At 45.1% G+C, this 18,756-nt stretch carries 14 protein-coding genes; 10 read left to right on the top strand and 4 right to left on the bottom strand.

Annotated elements, in window-relative coordinates:
- Positions 1 to 98: 98 nt before the first annotated feature.
- On the bottom strand, positions 99 to 2,120 hold the full coding sequence (locus tag FFR00_RS13080) for a methyl-accepting chemotaxis protein (protein ID WP_161985164.1): 2,022 nt from the start codon (positions 2,118 to 2,120) through the stop codon (positions 99 to 101).
- Positions 2,121 to 2,434: 314 nt separating this feature from the next.
- Between FFR00_RS13080 and FFR00_RS13075 the strand changes: the two genes are divergently transcribed.
- On the top strand, positions 2,435 to 3,331 hold the full coding sequence (locus FFR00_RS13075) for a LysR family transcriptional regulator (protein ID WP_137673847.1): 897 nt from the start codon (positions 2,435 to 2,437) through the stop codon (positions 3,329 to 3,331).
- 58 nt (positions 3,332 to 3,389) lie between these two features.
- On the opposite strand, the gene FFR00_RS13070 is transcribed toward FFR00_RS13075, so the two are convergent.
- Positions 3,390 to 4,406, bottom strand: coding sequence for a GlxA family transcriptional regulator (locus FFR00_RS13070; protein WP_161985163.1), 1,017 nt, complete (start codon positions 4,404 to 4,406; stop codon positions 3,390 to 3,392).
- A 96-nt stretch (positions 4,407 to 4,502) separates the two neighbouring features.
- On the opposite strand from FFR00_RS13070, the gene FFR00_RS13065 reads away from it, so the two are divergent.
- Both FFR00_RS13065 and FFR00_RS13060 read left to right on the top strand, forming a co-directional pair.
- A complete protein-coding gene (locus FFR00_RS13065) occupies positions 4,503 to 5,474 on the top strand; it encodes an alpha/beta fold hydrolase (protein ID WP_161985162.1) in 972 nt (323 codons plus the stop codon).
- 72 nt (positions 5,475 to 5,546) lie between these two features.
- Positions 5,547 to 5,939 (top strand): DUF5522 domain-containing protein, encoded by a 393-nt coding sequence (locus FFR00_RS13060; protein WP_235836222.1) that lies wholly within the window; start codon positions 5,547 to 5,549, stop codon positions 5,937 to 5,939.
- 14 nt (positions 5,940 to 5,953) lie between these two features.
- Here FFR00_RS13060 and FFR00_RS13055 read toward each other — a convergent pair whose 3' ends face one another.
- The gene (locus FFR00_RS13055; RefSeq protein WP_137673844.1) at positions 5,954 to 6,445 is read right to left on the bottom strand and encodes an ABZJ_00895 family protein; all 492 of its coding nucleotides are present in this window, start codon (positions 6,443 to 6,445) and stop codon (positions 5,954 to 5,956) included.
- Positions 6,446 to 6,730: 285 nt separating this feature from the next.
- On the opposite strand from FFR00_RS13055, the gene FFR00_RS13050 reads away from it, so the two are divergent.
- Both FFR00_RS13050 and FFR00_RS13045 read left to right on the top strand, forming a co-directional pair.
- Positions 6,731 to 7,339 (top strand): LysE family translocator, encoded by a 609-nt coding sequence (locus FFR00_RS13050; RefSeq protein ID WP_137673843.1) that lies wholly within the window; start codon positions 6,731 to 6,733, stop codon positions 7,337 to 7,339.
- 67 nt (positions 7,340 to 7,406) lie between these two features.
- The gene (locus tag FFR00_RS13045) at positions 7,407 to 8,066 is read left to right on the top strand and encodes a response regulator transcription factor (protein ID WP_137673842.1); all 660 of its coding nucleotides are present in this window, start codon (positions 7,407 to 7,409) and stop codon (positions 8,064 to 8,066) included.
- 464 nt (positions 8,067 to 8,530) lie between these two features.
- Here the strand turns inward: FFR00_RS13045 and FFR00_RS13040 are convergent, their stop codons facing one another.
- Positions 8,531 to 12,052 (bottom strand): hybrid sensor histidine kinase/response regulator, encoded by a 3,522-nt coding sequence (locus FFR00_RS13040; RefSeq protein ID WP_137673841.1) that lies wholly within the window; start codon positions 12,050 to 12,052, stop codon positions 8,531 to 8,533.
- Between the two features lie 481 nt (positions 12,053 to 12,533).
- On the opposite strand from FFR00_RS13040, the gene FFR00_RS13035 reads away from it, so the two are divergent.
- From FFR00_RS13035 to FFR00_RS13015, 5 genes are all read left to right on the top strand, one after another.
- A complete protein-coding gene (locus FFR00_RS13035) occupies positions 12,534 to 14,333 on the top strand; it encodes a DUF294 nucleotidyltransferase-like domain-containing protein (protein ID WP_137673840.1) in 1,800 nt (599 codons plus the stop codon).
- A gap of 8 nt (positions 14,334 to 14,341) precedes the next feature.
- Positions 14,342 to 14,974: a 3'-5' exonuclease gene (locus tag FFR00_RS13030; RefSeq protein WP_137673839.1), complete on the top strand. Its 633-nt coding sequence runs from the start codon at positions 14,342 to 14,344 to the stop codon at positions 14,972 to 14,974.
- Between the two features lie 157 nt (positions 14,975 to 15,131).
- Entirely contained in the window at positions 15,132 to 15,938 is an 807-nt protein-coding gene (locus tag FFR00_RS13025) for a family 16 glycosylhydrolase (RefSeq protein WP_137673838.1), read from the top strand.
- Positions 15,939 to 16,226: 288 nt separating this feature from the next.
- On the top strand, positions 16,227 to 18,179 hold the full coding sequence (acs, locus tag FFR00_RS13020) for an acetate--CoA ligase (protein WP_137673837.1): 1,953 nt from the start codon (positions 16,227 to 16,229) through the stop codon (positions 18,177 to 18,179).
- A gap of 158 nt (positions 18,180 to 18,337) precedes the next feature.
- Positions 18,338 to 18,703 (top strand): rhodanese-like domain-containing protein, encoded by a 366-nt coding sequence (locus tag FFR00_RS13015; RefSeq protein ID WP_174235952.1) that lies wholly within the window; start codon positions 18,338 to 18,340, stop codon positions 18,701 to 18,703.
- Positions 18,704 to 18,756 lie beyond the last annotated feature (53 nt).

Here is an 18,756-nt window from a genome sequence, read left to right as displayed (position 1 = left end):
GTGTTTCACCTACTGGCGGCCTTATAAGGCGAACTATAACCAGTATTGGCCAAGAAAAAACCACCCTAAGGTGGTTTTTTCTTTAGTACCGTCGATACTTAAGCGACCTTAAAGCCCTGTACCAAATCAACTTGTTCTTTAGCCACCGATTCTAAATCATCACTCAGGCGATTTAGTTCAGTAACTACGGTTAAGTTTTGCTGCGCCGCACTAGAAATGGTTTCCATACTGCACGACACATCTTCACTGGTTGTTTGCTGCTGATTAGTGGCTACACTAATTTCTTCATTAAGCAGCGACAGTCGCTCAATGTGAGTGTTAATGTCACGGATCTGCTGGTTAATGCTGTTCACGTTGTTGGCATTCAGCTCCATACTCTGATTACACTGCTCAATCTCTTTCACTGCCAGTGAGGTATCTTGCTGTAACCCACCAATCATGGTTTGAATCTCAGTGGTAGACGACGCGGTGCGCTGCGCTAGTTGTCTAACTTCATCTGCTACCACAGCAAAGCCACGACCTTGTTCACCGGCGCGAGCCGCTTCAATGGCTGCGTTAAGTGCTAACAAGTTAGTTTGCTGAGTAATCCCTTCAATCACTTCTAAAATACCAAAAATGGCGTTGCTGCTTTCATTTACGTGTTTAACTCTATCGGTCGAACTCGCAATATTGTCCGCTAAGGCTTGGTTGTTCTCTAAAGCTTCTTCAGTTAAACGCACACCATCTTGGGTACTATCACTAATTTCTCGCATCCCTTGGGCGGCTGATTCGGCGCGTCGAGCCACATCTTGAATCGCCTGCTCCATTTCAGTCATGGCGGCCGACACGGTAATACACTGGCTGCGTTGTTCATCCAGTTGCTTCAACATATCGTTGCCGTGCTGGCGGTTAACCGTAGAAGCTTGGCCTAGAGCCTCACTCTTATTGCGCAAACCGGTCACAGTGTCCCGCTGTTGCTCAATCACTTGGTTAAGCTGTGAACTCAACATGCCAAACTCGTTGCCACTTTGGTATTGGCAGCGTTGGCTTAAATCGCCGGCCGCTAAGTGCTTCAAGGTTTCGATCAATTGCTTCAATGGAGCCCTAATCAATTGTTGAATAGTTAATCCCATGGCTAAACAAAACAATACCGTTAAGGGAATGACCACTGCACCGCTGCTAATCAAGGTAGAAATACTGCCCGACGCACCTTCAATCTGCTTCTCTGTGGCGCTTTGGCTCTCGGTAATTAGCTGGCTAAGGTTGGCATTAACGGCCTCTAATTGCTCTGTAATTGAGCCTTTAAGCTTCATTAACTGGTTTTGCTTAATCAAATACTGCTGGTATTGCCCTAACAAACCACCAAAGGCAGTCACTTCATTCAATAACCATGGAACTTGCGTTACCAACTCATGCTCGCCTTGAGAGTCACCTGACAGCTCTTTTTCCACAATCAAGTCACCAAAATCTTCTTCTACGTAAGTTTTAGTTTCGCGGTTGCTGGTCATCAATTTACCCACTTCTCGCGGGTTAGTTGAATTTAATACGTTAATGGTGGCCAATTGCATGGCCGATAAATCGGTGCTTACCGCATCCAATAACACTCTGGTCATATTAGGATCGGTTTCATCAAACAGTTGGCCTAACAATAAGTTAATACGAAGTGAAATACCTTGGAAAGTTGCGGTGCGCTCTGACAAAGAAGTACCGCTAGAAATAACATCCTGGTGCAGTTCCAATAAGCTTTCGCTATCTTCAAACAACAGCTCATTTTGCTCTTGCACTAAAGTGAAGCTCTCGCTCTCTACGCCGTTTTCAGCTAACCAGTTAACCAGCACGTCTTCAGCCACCTTGTAGTCAGCCACACGCTGACGATATTGCTCAATGAGTTGATTAACTTGTTGCTCATCGCGCTCTTGAATCGCATTATTCAGTACCCGTTCAACCGCGGTTAAGCTTCGGTCTAAATTGCTGGTATGCTCCATTAATGGGAACGCTTGGGTAATCACTTCACCCATGGTATTTTCGGCTTGCTGCATTTGCTTCCAAGCCACTAAGCCTAAACCTAACAATACGACACATAGCAGCGAAAATGTTGCGAGAATCAATTGAGTAATTGACAACTTTTTGTGTATTAGCATCTCTATCTCACTTTTAAAAATTTGCCACATCCATATGTAAGCGCTTACATGTTAACTGGATGGCACATCACCACTTATTATGTTTTCCAGATCAGCAATTATGTAATCACGTTTTCGAGAGCTAATCTAAGTTTGTGTGAACGTTAACATCTTGTTACAAAATAAAAGAGTGATATAGCTCAACAAAGAGCTGTAGCAAAACAACATGCTGACAATAAAATCAATAATATCAACAAATAGTGAATCAAACTATTTGCCGCTATACACAAAACACCAGCCCGAGTAAGCTAAACACTTCATAACAGGAACACCCCATGCAACTTGGTAAGATAAACCTAAATTTACTCAGCGCTTTGTATTACCTGCTGCAAGAGCAAAGCGTAACTCGCGCAGCTGAAAAAATGCATTTAAGCCAATCAGCCATGAGCAAGCATTTAGCTAAATTACGCGAAGTGTTTGGCGACCCGTTGTTAGTACGTGTGCAGGGCCAATTACAAGCCACACCTAAAGGCTTAGCGCTAAAAGCCCAAGTCGCTCCCCTGCTGGATTCAGTAGAAAATCTGTTACATCAACAGGTCTTTGAGCCCAGCCTCTGCCAGCGCACCTTTACCATTGCCACCTCCGACTACGTTAGTGAACACTTACTACCTAAGGTGCTAGGCTTAATCTATGAGCAAGCGCCGCAGCTTAATATAGAATTGTGCAACTGGGATCACACCACCAATCGGCTACTGCACAGCGGTGAAGTAGATTTAGGCATGACACTACCGCCTAAAGACAGTACCGAGTTACATGCCACTACCTTAGGCACCGACCGTTTAGTGTGTTTAATGCACCAACAGCATCCCTATTTAGCCCTTAACACGCCCAGTGTCGCTGATTATTGTCGCTATCCCCATGCCATTATTACCACCGGTGCAGATAAAAATAGCCACATTGACCGGTACTTACAGCAACAAGGGTTTCAGCGACAAATACAGTTTCGTGCATCGTCTTATCCAGCGACCGTTCAAATACTTAGCGAAACGCGTTTTATTCTTACTTTGCCAGCAAAGATTGCCCAGCAGTTAGTAAAACAGCGACCACTGGCAATCGTTGATTTACCTTTTACTGTAGAAAATTTTGAGTACTCGCTAATTTGGCATCACCGTAATCATCACGATCCAGCGCACTCTTGGTTTAGGCAGCAGATACACCAAGCAATGACTTAAACAAGATGTAAGTAAGCGCTCACCTGAACAAATTGAAGGCCTAATAAAGCAACAGTTCTTACGCTGAGATACCGTGAGCCATAATGCCAAATTGCTGGCGATAGGTTTCCATGGTCATTGCCATCTGCTTTTTAAATAATCGGCGGAAGCTACTTTCGTCTTTGTAGCCCACTTCTAGTACAATTTTGCTACTCGGCAGCTGAGTTGCCTCTAACAAATTACAGGCTTGATTCACCCTCACCTGTTGCAAGTACTGTAGTGGTGAACAAGCTAAGGCAGCGGCAAAACGGCGCTTTAGCTGGCGATCACTAATATTCAGTTCCTCGGCTAAACCCACCATGTTCAGTTCTTCGCTACTATTGCGTTGCAAATACAATTGCGCCTGTTGCACTAACGCATCTTGGTGTTCAGGTTTGAAGTGAGTCGCCCGATAAGGCGCTGCAGGCGGCGCGTTTAAGTCCATCATCAATAACTTAGCAGTGTTAATTGCCGTTTGATGTCCCGCAAAACGGCCAATTAAACGCAACACTAGGTACTCATAAGCCATGCTGCCGCCAATTGAGCACAACAAATTGTGATACTCAGCAATGGTGTTTTGACTATCAATGGTGAGCGTAGGGAAAGCTTGACGAAAATGATGTTCGTTACGCCAATGCATTAGTGCTGGGTTCTTTCCCAGTAAATTCGCTTGGGCCAGTAAAAACGCTCCGGTGCACATGCACACAATCATCTTGTCCTCGGCCATGTGTTGTTGCAGTACCGGTACCATTACTTCACTTTTTTGCATTGCCGCCTGCACTTTACCAAAGTTACTGGCCGACTGATAAATACCAGGAATAATCCAAATATCGGGTTTGTCGCCACGCGCGACAAAACTGGCTAAATCACAATCGGCATCAATGCGTAAACCATTGGTGGGTTGCACACTATTACCGTCTAAAGACACCAACTCCCATTCAAATAAAGGCTGCGCACCAGACTTAATTAAGCTGTAGTTGGCGGCAATTAGGGCATCTAAAATACCGTTAATACCTGTACCAAAACAGTTATCCATTAATAAAATTGCCGCTTTCATCTTATGTCCAATTTCACCATTAGATTGGCAAATATGACACTTATTTTGTGTTCTAGCAATCGGCATACTAGCCACTCAGTCGCATGGAGCCATAAAATGAATCAGCCCATCTCTCAAGAACCAACATCGATTAATAGCGAAACAACAAAAGCAAGTACCGATATTAATCATGCCCTTGCAGGTAAGCGCCACAAACGTGTGGTACCGCTGAGTTACCAAGCAGCAGGTTTGTTATTCAACTTGGCGGGGTATTGCCACCAACGTTGGGCGGGAGCCCAACTCGCCAATTTGTGGTTTAGAGTGTTTAAACGTAAACCTAGCCCTAAGGCTCAGCAGTTTTGGCAAAGCGCCGAGCAAGTGCACTCTATTAACGTAAACCAACATAAAGTGGATCTACATCTTTGGGGAAGTGGGCCTTTGGTGGTGTGTTTACACGGTTGGAGTGGCAGTGGGATTCAATTTCGTCATTTCGTAAAACCATTGGTGGAGGCTGGATACCAAGTCGCAGCATTTGACGCCCCTGGTCATGGCATGCATACAGACAAACATAGCCACTTGCTTAATTTTAGCGACAGCCTCAGCGCGATTGCTCAGCAATATGCCCCAGTGCACTGCGTATTAGCTCACTCCTTTGGGGCGATGGCTACTACCACCGCTCAGCAGCGAGGGTTTACCACCAACAATATTGTGATGTTAGCGCCACACTTAAACGTTCAAGAAATGTTTAATACCTACGCCAAGCTACTTAACTTAAGTCGTGGGCTTAAAACCTCGTTTCAACAACAAGTGGGCGAAAAAATGCAGCACTTGTTGGCGGGCGACGATCCTTGGCAGTTATTTACCGTAGAGCGTTTGGTGCCGCAAACCACCAAAGGTTTGTTGATCAGTGATGATCAAGACCAAGAAGTAGCTCAACATCAGTTTAAGCAAATTGAGCAGCGCTGGACAGCCGCTAACCACTACCAGACCCAAGGTTTAGGCCATTTTAAGATCCTTAAAGACCCACAGGTAATAGAACAAACGGTGCAGTTCTTGGTAAACCAGCGAAAAATAGAGGGTGAGGTTTAACAGGGAAACATAGGCGGAAGTAGCTAAATTGTTTATGCTGGCGAATATCAAGTATCGCCTAATTAGGCCACCATGAATAAACCTGAATCAACTACACCTTCTTCGCCTATCTGCCCGGGCTGCGGGGAATCACTCGCCTGCACCGCAAATGCACAATGCTGGTGTATGAAAATGCCCACAATATTGCCGGTTACGCTGGGTTTAACCGGCGATGCTTGTTTCTGCCAAGGCTGTTTATCTAAAAAACTGGCGGTTAAACTAGAACGGTTAATTGCCAGTACACCACATGCCGAAATGTTAGAACAAGCAGCGCGCTATCGCCCTATAGGCGAGGCATCAAGCAAACTTCAAGAGCATCTAGATTACACAACAGAGAATGGTTTTATGGTGCTTAGTGCCTGGTATCACCTTAAGCGCGGCACATGCTGCGGCAATGGCTGTAGACATTGCCCCTACCCAAGTTAAACCAAAATTGAAGCCTAAAGTGGATTTGTTCTGGCTAATTGCTTAGTAAATGCTTTATTAGCAAAGCCATAAGCTAAACGTGTTAAGCCCCAAAATACTAACAATACCACTGCAATAATCGCATAAAGAGCATGTAAGTCGATAGACAGTTCAAATAATAAAGCCGACAGTTCTGCTTGCACATCTAACCAAGCAATCATGCCGTAAATCTCGTAAAAAGAATAAGCAAACACCGCCAGCAACTCGATCACAGAAATAAGCACCGACGCTAACCAAGACCAAAAACTTAAATACCGCAGTTCACGCCGAGTAAGTACCCGGCGATGATCGTTTACAAACAGCTGAACAGTTATTAAAGCCGACAGCATCAAAATAATAAGGCCTAAAAAGCTATTGGTTTCTAAATCTAAGTAAGACACCACCATGCCAAATACTAAGGAGCTGGCGAAATACACCAGCGAAAACCAGAGTAAATATTTGTTAATTGATACATCAGCTGTTTGCACGCTCTTCCCTTAACTTTGTTTAGCTAAACATCGATTGCCTTAGCAATAACTGCATGGCGTAGTTTACCTACTAGCCAAAAATTATCACTGCCTACTCAAAAACAAATTAACCCATATCAATTTAAGCAGCGCTACAAAAACTCAGCTCACATTTTCTACAATAACTCTTTCAGATAAGCAAAATTCCACTTTGGAATACTTCAAATAACGATAATTCCATTTATCTAGTCAGCATTGCTTCTTACACTAGCGCCAGTTTTCGACTTCCAGTTTCAGGGACGACCCGTGTTAGAAGCCCTCAGTGCTCTTTTATTAATTAATCTTCTTGGCATGTTAAGCCCTGGCCCAGATATGGTGATGGTATTGCGCAATGCCAGTAGCGGTAAACGCCAAGCCGCACTATGTGTAATGGGTGTATTGCTAGGCTTTAGCATTCATATCAGCCTCGCTATTGGTGGGCTGTCTATCCTTATCAAACAATCGCCCTTGCTGTTCGAAGTTTTGCGTTGGAGCGGCGCTGGCTTTTTAGTATTTCTTGGTTTAAAAACCTTATTTAGTCGCTCAGAACTAATTGAACTGGCCGGAGAGCCACAACCCAAACGAGCTAAAAAAGTGGTGCTTAGTGGCGTTGCTTGTAACTTACTCAATCCTAAAATTTTAGTGTTTGTGGTTAGCGTATTTAGCCAGTTTATTGGCAGCGATACTTTGCTTAGCGAAAAGCTGATTTTGGGTGCAGCCTTGCTGCTCGAAACCGCCCTGCTTTGGTACGTAATCGTGCGAATTCTTTCGCATCATCGAGTACAAGTTAAGCTGCAACGCTATCAACAATGGGTAAATCGCTTTAGCGGATCAACCCTGCTTGGCATGGGAACTTTGCTCGGCCTTCACAGTTAATTAGTAAGCAAATTGAATCCGTGAGGGCTTGGTGCTATGGTCAAAAAAAAGGCAGAAAACCCTCGCTATGGAAGATACTTACAAGATCATTATCGCTGATGACCACCCCTTGTTTCGTAGTGCTCTTCAGCAAGCAGTGCAAACTGCAGTTCCCGATGCTCAGTTACTAGAAGCTGAGAATGTTAACGACCTACTCAAGCTCTTAGACCTAGAGCGTGACCCCGACTTATTGCTACTCGATTTAAAAATGCCTGGTGCCAATGGTTTCTCGGCGTTTACCCATTTACATGGCCAATACCCCGAACTACCTATTGTGGTGATTTCGGCCAGTGAAGAAACCAGCGTAGTACAAAAAGCCAAGCAATTGGGCGCGACAGGGTTTATTCCTAAATCAACGCCATTGCAGCAACTAGTTGCCGCTATTCAACACATTATGGAAGGCGACGATTGGTTTCCTGCCGGTATAGATTTTACCAGCCAAGTAGAAGAAGACCCTCTCGCTGAGCGCTTAGCCAGCCTCACACCGCAGCAATACAAAGTATTAGTCATGCTGAACGAAGGTTTGCTAAACAAACAAATTGCTTACGAACTCAGTGTGTCTGAAGCAACTATTAAGGCGCACGTTACGGCTATTTTCCGCAAACTTAACGTTAAGAATCGTACCCAAGCAGTAATTGCTTTGCAGCAATTGGAGCTAGAGCCAAGTCCGGAAGATAACGAAATTTAGGAAAATTTGTTGCAAAAAAGCCCGCTGAAGTGGGCTTTATAGAATGCTGATACGTCAGAAATAACAGGTAATAGCAACCGCTATTCTTTCGCTCCTAACTTATCAAGAATCTTATCTAGCTTGTTTTCTTGCTTTAAGTTAGTTGCACCTACAAAAAATGCAAGCATCCACATATTTAGAAACGGTATACACTCTAGAATCGTCCAAAGAACGACATTTCTTCCTTTCTCTTTAGCCAAAATGAATGCTGTTATAGCTATTGGTAGAACGGTCAAAAAAACATTATGACCAGTTCAATCCCACCACCCTGTGTGCTTACTCCCACGATACTCTCCTGTTGCCTAAAAACAATCTCAATATAACTTAACCCTTTGTCTTATTTAAAATAAATAACATTTAAAGAGTGAAAGTATAATGGCTATCACTTTAATCAAAAATGTTAAGTCTACCGAGTAAAATAAGAGTTAAGAACTCGGCTTTAGCCAATAATTAGCCTCCGTTTTACTATTGAGCAGCTGCTGACAGAGCTTTTTCAAACGCAGTGGTCGTAACGGTTTGCTCAAGTATGCGAAACCCTGGGCGCGTACTCGGTCAATGAGATCGGTTTGTCTGTCAGCACTAATCACAATGCCATGACACGATAAGCCGCGTTCGTGAATGAGTCTTTGCAGGGCTTCTAATCCGGTTTTATCAAAATCAAGGTGGTAATCGCTGAGTATTAGCTCCGGCACCCATCCACCTTCGATCACTTCTTCGGCTACGTCAGCATCTTCACAGCAAATCACTTCGTAACCCCAGCGACTTAGTAAACTCTCCATTCCCACTAATATGTCTGGTTCATTATCAATACACAGTACCCTCGCACCTTGAGTGGTGGTAATTGCATCACCTTCTGGCTTCACTTGTTTTTGCACGTTCAATGCTTCAACTACTGGCACCGTGATATAAAATACCGAGCCTTTACCGGGTACCGACTCCACGCCAATCGGTATCTCGAGCAATTCGGCAAAACCCTGAGCAATGGCTAAACCTAAACCCAGTCCTTCCTCTCGGGCTCTACCAGATTTTTGTAGCTGCTGAAACTCTTCAAATATTTGCTGCTGTTTGCTTTCTTCAATACCGGGGCCGTTGTCCCATACCTCTAAACGCAGGTTGTTACCTTTACGCCGCCCGCCCAACAGTACTTTGCCATTGGGATTATAACGCAAGGCATTGGTTAAAAAGTTCTGCAATATTCGACGCAATAATTTGCTGTCACTGCGCACGGTTAACTTGCTAGCCTGCAACTTAAGCGCTACACCTTGCTGTTGAGCTAAAGGAATAAACTCTGCATGAATATGATCCAGTAAATGGCCAATCTCGAACTGCTCGGTACTCACCACTACTCGGCCAGATTCCAAGCGCGAAATATCCAGCAAATCACTGATGATTTCTTCGGCAGAATATAAGGATTTATCAATGCTGGCGGCTAAAAACTTGGCCTCTTTTTCTAACTCGGCTTCCAGTAGTGAACCGGTAAACAATTTGGCTGCATTAAGTGGTTGCATTAAATCGTGGCTAACCGCCGCTAAAAAACGAGTTTTAGATTGGTTAGCCTGCTCGGCAGAGCTTGTGGCATGTACTAGCTGCTGGTTGATTGATGAAAGCTGCTGAGTACGCTGTGCTACTCGCGCTTCTAGAATTTCGTTGGCCTGTTTAAGCATATCTTCGGCTTGGCGAAAGGTAGTAATGTCACTAAATGTCATCACATAGCCACCATTGGGCATAGGGTTTCCCTGCACTTGAATCACCCGCCCATCACGGCGGATCCGCGACGATGTGTGACTATTTCCACGGCGTAAATGCTCTACCCGCCGCTCTACATGCTCTTCAATATCGCCAGGGCCACATAAACCGTTTACGGCATTATGGCGAATTAAATCTTCTATCGGCCGGCCTACTGAGATCATGCCGTTTGGAAAGTCGAAGAGCTCGGTATAGCGACGATTCCACGAGACCAACTTGAGCTCTTGATCAACAATGGCAATGCCTTGGTCAATATGTTCAATCGCGCCTTGCAATAAGTGTTTATTAAACTGTAAAAGTTCTGAGGCTTCTTCGGCGATAGAAGCAAACTCTTCTAGCTGAACTTGCTTACCTTGCAAAGCTGAGCCTAATACTAAACGCGCCGACGAAGAGCCAAATACACCACCTAACATACGCTCGGTTTCGGCAATTAATTCTACCGGAGCTTGCTGGTTTGGGCTTAACTCTACGCCGCGTGAGGTGGCATATTTACCAAAGGCATCACTGATACGTTGGGAGCCCAAAAAGCGCGACGCCAGCATATGTAACTCTTCTACGCTCACTTTCGATTGATAGAGCGCGCCAGCGTCATCGCTCTTACCCGATTGGCCAACAAAATTACTGGCTTGCAGCCACTCTGATACCGCTGGGCTAGATAGCTTAGAAATTAAAATGTAGGCGGATAAGTTTCCTAACAAACTCAGTAATATGCCCCAATTTTGATTAGAGATAAGGACATGGCCCTGTAACTGCGGCGCGCTTAACCAATCGGCAATCCACTGATTAAAAATAAGTGGATTCAAACTATCGGTCATATTTAACAGGTTGAGCAACCACAGGCTCATACCCACCAACAAACCGGCATACACACCAGTGCGATTACCTTCGCGCCAGTACAAACCAAATATTAAAGGAATAGCCAGTTGGGCAATGGCGGCAAAAGACAAAAAGCCAATATCGGCAAGATTGCTAATCTCACCCAACATTAAGAAGGTGCCCCAGGCCAACAGCAAAATCACTAAAATGGTGGTTCTACGCACGTTTAGCAGGAGTTCACTAAATTGGGCAAAGTTACGGCGGCTTAAGCCACCTTGTTTAAGCAGTAGAGGCAGCACTAAATCATTGCTCACCATAATGGCCAAAGCAATGGTAGACACCACCACCATGCCGCTTGCGGCTGAGGTACCACCTAAAAAGGCCACCATACCCAATATGTTTTGGCCGGCCGCTAATGGCAGGCTAATCACGTAGTTGTCGGCAGGGGTATTGCTCGGTAACAAGTAGTCACCCGCAAAGGCGATAGGCAATACAAAAATAGCTAACAGCACTAAATAAGTTGGGAATAACCAGCGAGCAGTTTTTAAATCATTAACTTGGTTGTTTTCAACCACTGTCACGTGGAATTGGCGGGGCAAACAAATCACCGCCGACATAGCCAGCAAGGTTGCCACAATTAAATCGCTAACATCGGCAAAGCTAATCTCTTGCCACTTAAGGCTGAACGACTCCCCCACTGCCTGCTTAGCATCGAACGGTAAGTCCCAGAGTATTGATACAGCCAGCAAGCCAACGCACACAAAGGCCACCAACTTTACTAGGGATTCAAACGCTATTGCCACAATTACCCCGCGATGGTGCTCGGTGGCATCAATATGGCGAGTACCAAATAACATGGTAAATATCGCCAAGGCGATACTTACAAATAAGGCGATCTGTGAGCTGCTGCCCTTACCCACCGCTTCGCGCATGGCTTCGCCACCAAACAGATCCAAGCCCATAACAATGGCGCGTAATTGCAGGGCGATATAAGGCAATACACCAATGATACAAATCAATGAGATGACCACTGCCAAGGTTTGAGATTTACCGTAACGTGCCGCGATAAAGTCGGCAATAGTAGTGATATGCTCGCGTTTGGCAATTAACACCACTCGCGCAAGCAGCTTCCAACCAAATATAAATAGCAGCACGGGGCCAAGATAAATGGGAATGAAGGACAGGAAGTTTTCGCTGGCCTGCCCCACCGTGCCGTAAAAGGTCCACGAGGTACAATACACTGCAATAGAAAAGCTATAAAACGCGGGTTGCCAGCGTAAGCGAGCGCTAGGGTTTTGGTCGGTATAGTAGGCAATTACAAACAATAACCCCAAGTATGCCAAAGACAAGGGAATCACTAACCAACCTTCACTCACTATCTGCATCTAAAATCCGTTTCCTCAGCTTTCATTTTCCAAAATGATTTATTACTGACCATCTACCGCAAATTAACGATAGAACCGCCAAACTTCACTCTTCACTCAGCGACATATCAGCATCTAAAATCTATTTCCTAGACTTTCATTTTCCAAAATGATTTATTACTGATCATCTACCGCAAATTAACGATAGAACCGCCAAACTTCACTCTTCACTCAGCGACATATCAGCATCTAAAATCCATTTCCTCGGCTTTCATTTTCAAAAAAATAAATGCTTATCGCCGTGCGTTAGCGATTAAAAGACCCGCCCAGTCTCATAAGTCACTTAGAGTAAGCATCTGCATTCTGCTCGAGTGCTCATTTAGCCCACTTTACTCTGTTAAACCCGTGTTGTGCGCACGTTTAGACTAAAGTCGCCTTGGTTACGTTAGCAAAAAAGAACAAGCTTAACTGTGATTAATTTACCGAACTGCTAGGTGAGGCAATGAGCTCAGACTTTAATTTTCAGCACCCGCCCTTTGATCAGCTTGAGCCTAAGCAGCGTGACCTTGTGTCTAGCAACCTAGATATTCATTATTTTCAAAGCCAGCAAAAAATTGTTACTGCGGGCGCACTCGCAGCCGACTTATTCATTGTAATAAAAGGCCAAGTAGAAGAGCGTGCCGACAATAACGATGAAGTATTTGCCCACTACACCGTAGAAGACTGGTTTGATGTTCGCTCGCAATTTGGCGGCTACGCCAAACACGATTACATCGCCCTAGAAGAAACCCTTTGTTACGCCCTTCCCAGCCAAGTATTTCGCCAACTGGTGAGTGAAAACAGCGACTTTGGTGATTACTTTCAACGAGATTTAGCCACTCGCCATCAACTGGTTGAATCGCGCGAAGGTAACAAAAACCTGGCCGAATTTATTCTTACCACTATTGATGAACGCAATGTGCAGCCCGCAGTTGTGATAGAGGGAGAAACTTCGCTACAACAAGCCACTTTAATTATGCGCGAGCAAAAATTGGAATCACTGCTGGTGAATCACGATGGCTGTTTTGGCATGCTAACCGGTACCGATTTACTGCACGCAGCCGTGCTAGTGCAGCAATCTTTAGACACGCCAGTTTGTCAGTTAGCTAACTTCAATTTAATTAGCGTAAACAAAGGTGACTTTCTATTTAACGCCATGCTGCTAATGACCCGCAACAGCATTGAACGAGTAGTGGTGAAGGATCAGCAGAAGATCATTGGCATACTCGAAATGGCCCACTTGCTTAGCTTATTCTCTACCCATTCGCATGTATTGGCTCTGCGCATTGCCCGCGCCTCTACCATTGAAGAGCTGAGCGAAGCCGCACATACCCTCAATACTTTGGTAGAAAATCTGTGTAACAACGGTATTCGAACCCTGTTTATTATGAAGCTGCTAGCCACCATGAATGAGCAGATTATTAGCCGCGTATTTGAGCTAAGTATTCCCCAGCAACATCACAACCACATTTGTTTAATGGTAATGGGCAGCGAAGGCCGCGGAGAACAGATAGTAAAAACTGATCAAGACAACGGCTTGGTGATAGAAGATGGCTACGACTGGCCAGAAAAACAACAGCAGCTAAATCAGTTTAGCGAATACTTGCTCGAATTAGGCTACCCACCTTGCCCTGGCAACATAATGGTGAACAACACACAATGGGTGCAGCAACAAAGTCAATGGAGCCGAACCATGGCTAAATGGATAGAAACAGGCCACGGCGATGCAATGATGAACCTAGCCATTGTGATTGACGCCCACGCCATTGCCGGTAATAAAAGCCTACTGCGGCGTTTGCGAAAAGACTTAATGGCACAAATGGCTAATCGCAGTGTAACCCTGGCGTTTTTTGCCCAGCCGGCCCTTAAGTTCCATACTCCTTTAACCTTGTTTGGCAACATCAAGTCTAAACAAGCTGGCTTAGATATTAAGAAGGGCGGTATTTTCCCCATCGTGCATGGCGTAAGAGCACTCGCCTTAGAGGGCTCGATAGCCCCCACCAATACCCTTGAGCGAATCGAACAACTCGCCTTGCTAAAAGTGCTAGACGAAGATACCGCTGCTAACCTTAAAGAAGCTTTACTGTTGTTCTTTAAATTGCGCATCCAGCAACTATTCCCAGTGGATGAGAACCAAGATTATCACGTACTAAAAGTGGACCAACTTAACCATAGCCAACGGGATTTATTGCGCCACGGGTTGCATGTGGTGAAAAAGTTTAAACAGTTATTAGCCCTACACTTTAATATTCGCGATTATTAGGTAGTTCGATGTTGCAACGTTTGCTTTACCAACGAAAATATCGAGATAGTCCTTTTGCCACGCTGTTTCAGTACTACCGTGGTCCAGAGTTTGTTGCTTTAGATTTAGAAACCACCAGCTTAGATACCAAGCAGGCTGACATTGTTTCTATTGGTGCTGTCATTATTCGCGAGCAGCGCATTTTGTCGAGCCAATGTTTCGATGTAAAAGTACGATCCACAGAGAAATTAGCCGCCGATTCGATAAAAATTCACCGCTTACGCCACAGCGATTTAGAGCAAGCGAGTCAGCTAGAAGAAGCACTGCCCAAACTGCTAGATTTTATAGGCCCAAGGCCAATAGTGGGTTACAACATAGCTTACGACCAACGCATTCTTAATCGCTTTTGTCGCCAATTGTATGGCTTTAAGCTGGTAAATCCTCTAATCGATGTTGGCCGCATGTTTGCCGACAAAGTGCATGTAGACCACGTAGGTATTAGCCCCAACTTGGACTTAGTCCATATTTGCCAAACCTTGGGAATCCCCTTGTCTGGCCGCCATCAAGCCATTGACGACGCCATTACCGCGGCAATGATTTATCTGCGGCTGCAGTTTGGCCCTCGCCCCACTCACGCAATTCCACAAGCTATCTCCGCATAAGTGCCACTTTTTGTATTAAAAATGACAAAGCATTTCATCGTTATTTCAACAAACTAGCGCTTACTCACAGGCTGAGAAAGTGACCCAATATAGCGCTGGAGAGATCCTCTTCAAGCCGCTAAATTGAGGGCAATTATTATGATGTATGGAACAATTCATGAAAAAAATCGCCCTACTCACCTTACTTTCCGCAGTCCTCTCGGCATGTGCTGTCGCAGAACAACCCAACCAAGATACACATGCACAAACCGGCGCATTAAATCGCAGCGACAAACCGCTGTTTGGGGCAGAGGTTTATAGTAACGACAAAGTCTTATACGGCAAATTTGTTACTCGTATGAAGCTAGTGTCTAGCCCTGGTGTGGTATCGTCATTTTTTACCTACGATAACGAATCTTGGCAAGGCAAAGGGATCCCTTGGAGCGAAATCGACTTTGAAGCCATTGGTAAAACCCCAAACCAATTACAAACTAACTTGATCACTGGCCAAGTGAATAAAAGAGAGCACAGTGAAAAGAAACACAATGTTCCTCAACTTGAAGAATTTGTTGAATACACCATCATCTGGACACCCAACGATATTATTTGGCAAGTAGACGGAGAAACCGTTCGCCACGACAGCGGCTCTAAGCAAGTGATTGCGATGCGTGATATACCACAAAGCTACCGAATGAATATTTGGATTTCCGAAGCCATTGGCTGGGTAGGACAATTCCAAGCAAGCAGCTTACCGCTACACCAAGTGGTTGATTGGATGGAATACTACGAATACCAAGACAACGGCGAGTTTTCACTGTCTTGGCGTGATGACTTCAACAACTTTGACGAAAAACGCTGGGGTAAAGGCGACTGGGCTTTTGACTCGAATTTAGTGATGTTCTCGCCAAACAACGCCAACATTGTTAACGGTAAGCTAGTACTAAGCCTTACCGAAGAAGGTATGTCTGCCAACGACAGCGAGTAAGCTATTTCAAACCTCAGCCTAAGCGCTGGGGTTTCTCCCTACCCTTTTCCGCTATAACAACTCTGACCAGAAGCACTAACCATTTAGTGTTCAAGCGCCGTGAGCCGCCTCTCAGTTTGACCTCGCAACAGAAAAAATCACTTTGATTAATAAAGCATTTTACTATTCTTCACAAATAATTAACCAAAAGTCTAATTGTCGACAACCTATGTCGGTGCGAGTCTAGAACCAAATCCGAGACGTCATTGACGATATCCCGCCTCGATAAGAGGAAGCAAGGAGAGGAACATGAGTGAACAGAAGCTGTACCCGGTTAAACCTAACATTGCAGAAAGCTGCCTACTAAACGACCAACAGTACTTAGACATGTACCAAGAGTCTATTACTCAGCCAGACCAATTTTGGGGTAAACACGGTAGTGAGTTACTCGAGTGGATTAAACCGTTTAACAGCGTAAAAAATACCTCTTACGACCCAGGCCATGTCAGCATTAAATGGTTTGAAGATGGCCTGCTAAATGTCAGCGCTAACTGTATCGACCGTCACCTAAAAGAACGAGGTGATGAAGTAGCCATAATTTGGGAAGGCGATAGCCCAGCAGAAGACAGTAAGCTTACTTACAACGAACTGTATGAGCAGGTATGTAAATTTTCTAACGCGCTAAAAGAACAAGGTGTGAAAAAAGGCGAAGTGGTATGTTTGTACATGCCAATGGTGCCAGAAGCCGCCGTTGCCATGTTAGCTTGTACCCGCATTGGCGCAGTGCACTCTATTGTGTTTGGTGGTTTTTCTCCAGAAGCCCTATCGGGCCGAATCATCGACTCAAACTCCAAATACGTGATTACCGCCGATGAAGGGGTACGTGGTGGCCGAGGCGTTCCACTCAAAGCCAACGTAGATCAAGCCTTAGAAAACCCAGATTGTGCCTTTGTTAAAAGTGTCGTAGTGCTTAAACGCACCGGAGGCTCGGTAGACTGGCATGCTGGTCGCGATGTGTGGTGGCATGAAATTACTGAGAATCAAGCCAGTGACTGCGAACCAGAAGCAATGAATGCCGAAGATCCGCTATTTATTTTGTATACCTCGGGCTCAACGGGCAAGCCTAAAGGCGTATTACATACTACTGGCGGTTACTTACTTTACGCTACCATGACCTTTAAATACGTATTTGATTATCACCCTGGCGATATTTACTGGTGTACAGCCGATGTAGGTTGGATTACCGGCCACAGCTATTTGGTGTATGGACCACTGGCCAACGGCGCCACCACTATTTTGTTTGAAGGTGTACCAAATTACCCTACTTCAGCACGCATGAGTGAAGTATGTGACAAACACCAAGTAACAATATTGTACACAGCCCCCACCGCTATTCGCGCGCTAATGGCTCAAGGTGACGCCGCTATCGAAGGTACCAAACGCAGCAGTTTGCGTATTATGGGCTCGGTAGGTGAACCGATTAATCCAGAAGCTTGGGAATGGTATTACCGCACGATTGGTGACGAGCGTTGCCCAATTGTAGATACTTGGTGGCAAACCGAAACAGGTGGCATTTTAATTACTCCACTACCAGGCGCCACCGCCTTAAAACCCGGTTCTGCAACTCGCCCATTTTTTGGTGTGCAACCCGCTTTGGTTGATAACGAGGGCAATGAACTAGAAGGCGCTGCCGAAGGCAACCTGATTATTAAAGACAGTTGGCCAGGACAAATGCGCACCGTTTACGGTGACCATGAACGTTTTGAGCAAACCTACTTTTCTACCTTCCCGGGCACTTACACCACCGGAGATGGCGCACGCCGTGACGAAGATGGGTATTTTTGGATTACCGGCCGTGTAGATGATGTGTTAAACGTAAGTGGCCACCGTATGGGCACCGCTGAAATTGAAAGCGCACTGGTAGCTCACCCTAAGATTTCTGAAGCGGCCGTTGTGGGTGTACCACACGAAATTAAAGGCCAAGGCATTTACGCTTACATCACCCTTATGGCGGGCGAAGAAGCCAGCGCTGAACTTCACAAAGAAGTGAAAGCCTGGGTACGTAAAGAGATTGGCCCCATCGCAACTCCCGATATTTTACACTGGGCAGAAGCGCTACCAAAAACCCGTTCAGGCAAGATTATGCGCCGTATTTTGCGTAAAATTGCCACCAATGAAACGGACTCATTGGGCGATACCTCAACCCTTGCCGATCCGTCGGTAGTCGATAAGCTAATAGAAGAAAAATCTAACGCAGCCTAAGCGCTGATTAAAAAAGCCGCTAAGTTAGCGGCTTTTTTGTGTATGCTGATTAAGAACTGTCCAGCTAGCGAATTTAGATCAAAATATTAAGCAAGCTGTGCCGATACACTACTGTGAACTAGACCGATGCAGAAATTAACTTCATTACAAGGAACATTATGAAGATGATTCGAATATTAAGCTGTTTATGGCTTTGCAGTATTTTCAGCATTACCGGGGCTCAGGCGACGGAACGCGCAGATACAGCTTGGCAAAATGTACTTAAACAACAAGCCCTATTGATTGATGTACGCACCGAAGGAGAGTTTTCCCAAGGTCATATTGAGCAGGCTTATAACATTCCACATACCGCAATTGCAGAGCAAATTGCTTCAGTGACTAAAGATAAGAGCCAGCCAATCGTTGTATATTGCCGCTCAGGAAACCGCTCTGGTTACGCCTTGCAGGTATTGCAAGCAATGGGTTATCAGCAAGTGGTAAATGGTGGTGGGCTAAATGAGATGCTAGCCTCTCAGCCTAAATAACCAAGATAAAAACTAAAACGCCGCCGCTTGAGTCTCAAGCGGCGGCGTTTTCT

Source organism: Agarivorans sp. Toyoura001, from assembly GCF_005405585.1.
Lineage (GTDB): Bacteria > Pseudomonadota > Gammaproteobacteria > Enterobacterales > Celerinatantimonadaceae > Agarivorans.
The sequence above is the reverse complement of the archived record's forward strand: the minus strand, read 5'-3'. Positions and strand labels throughout refer to the sequence as shown.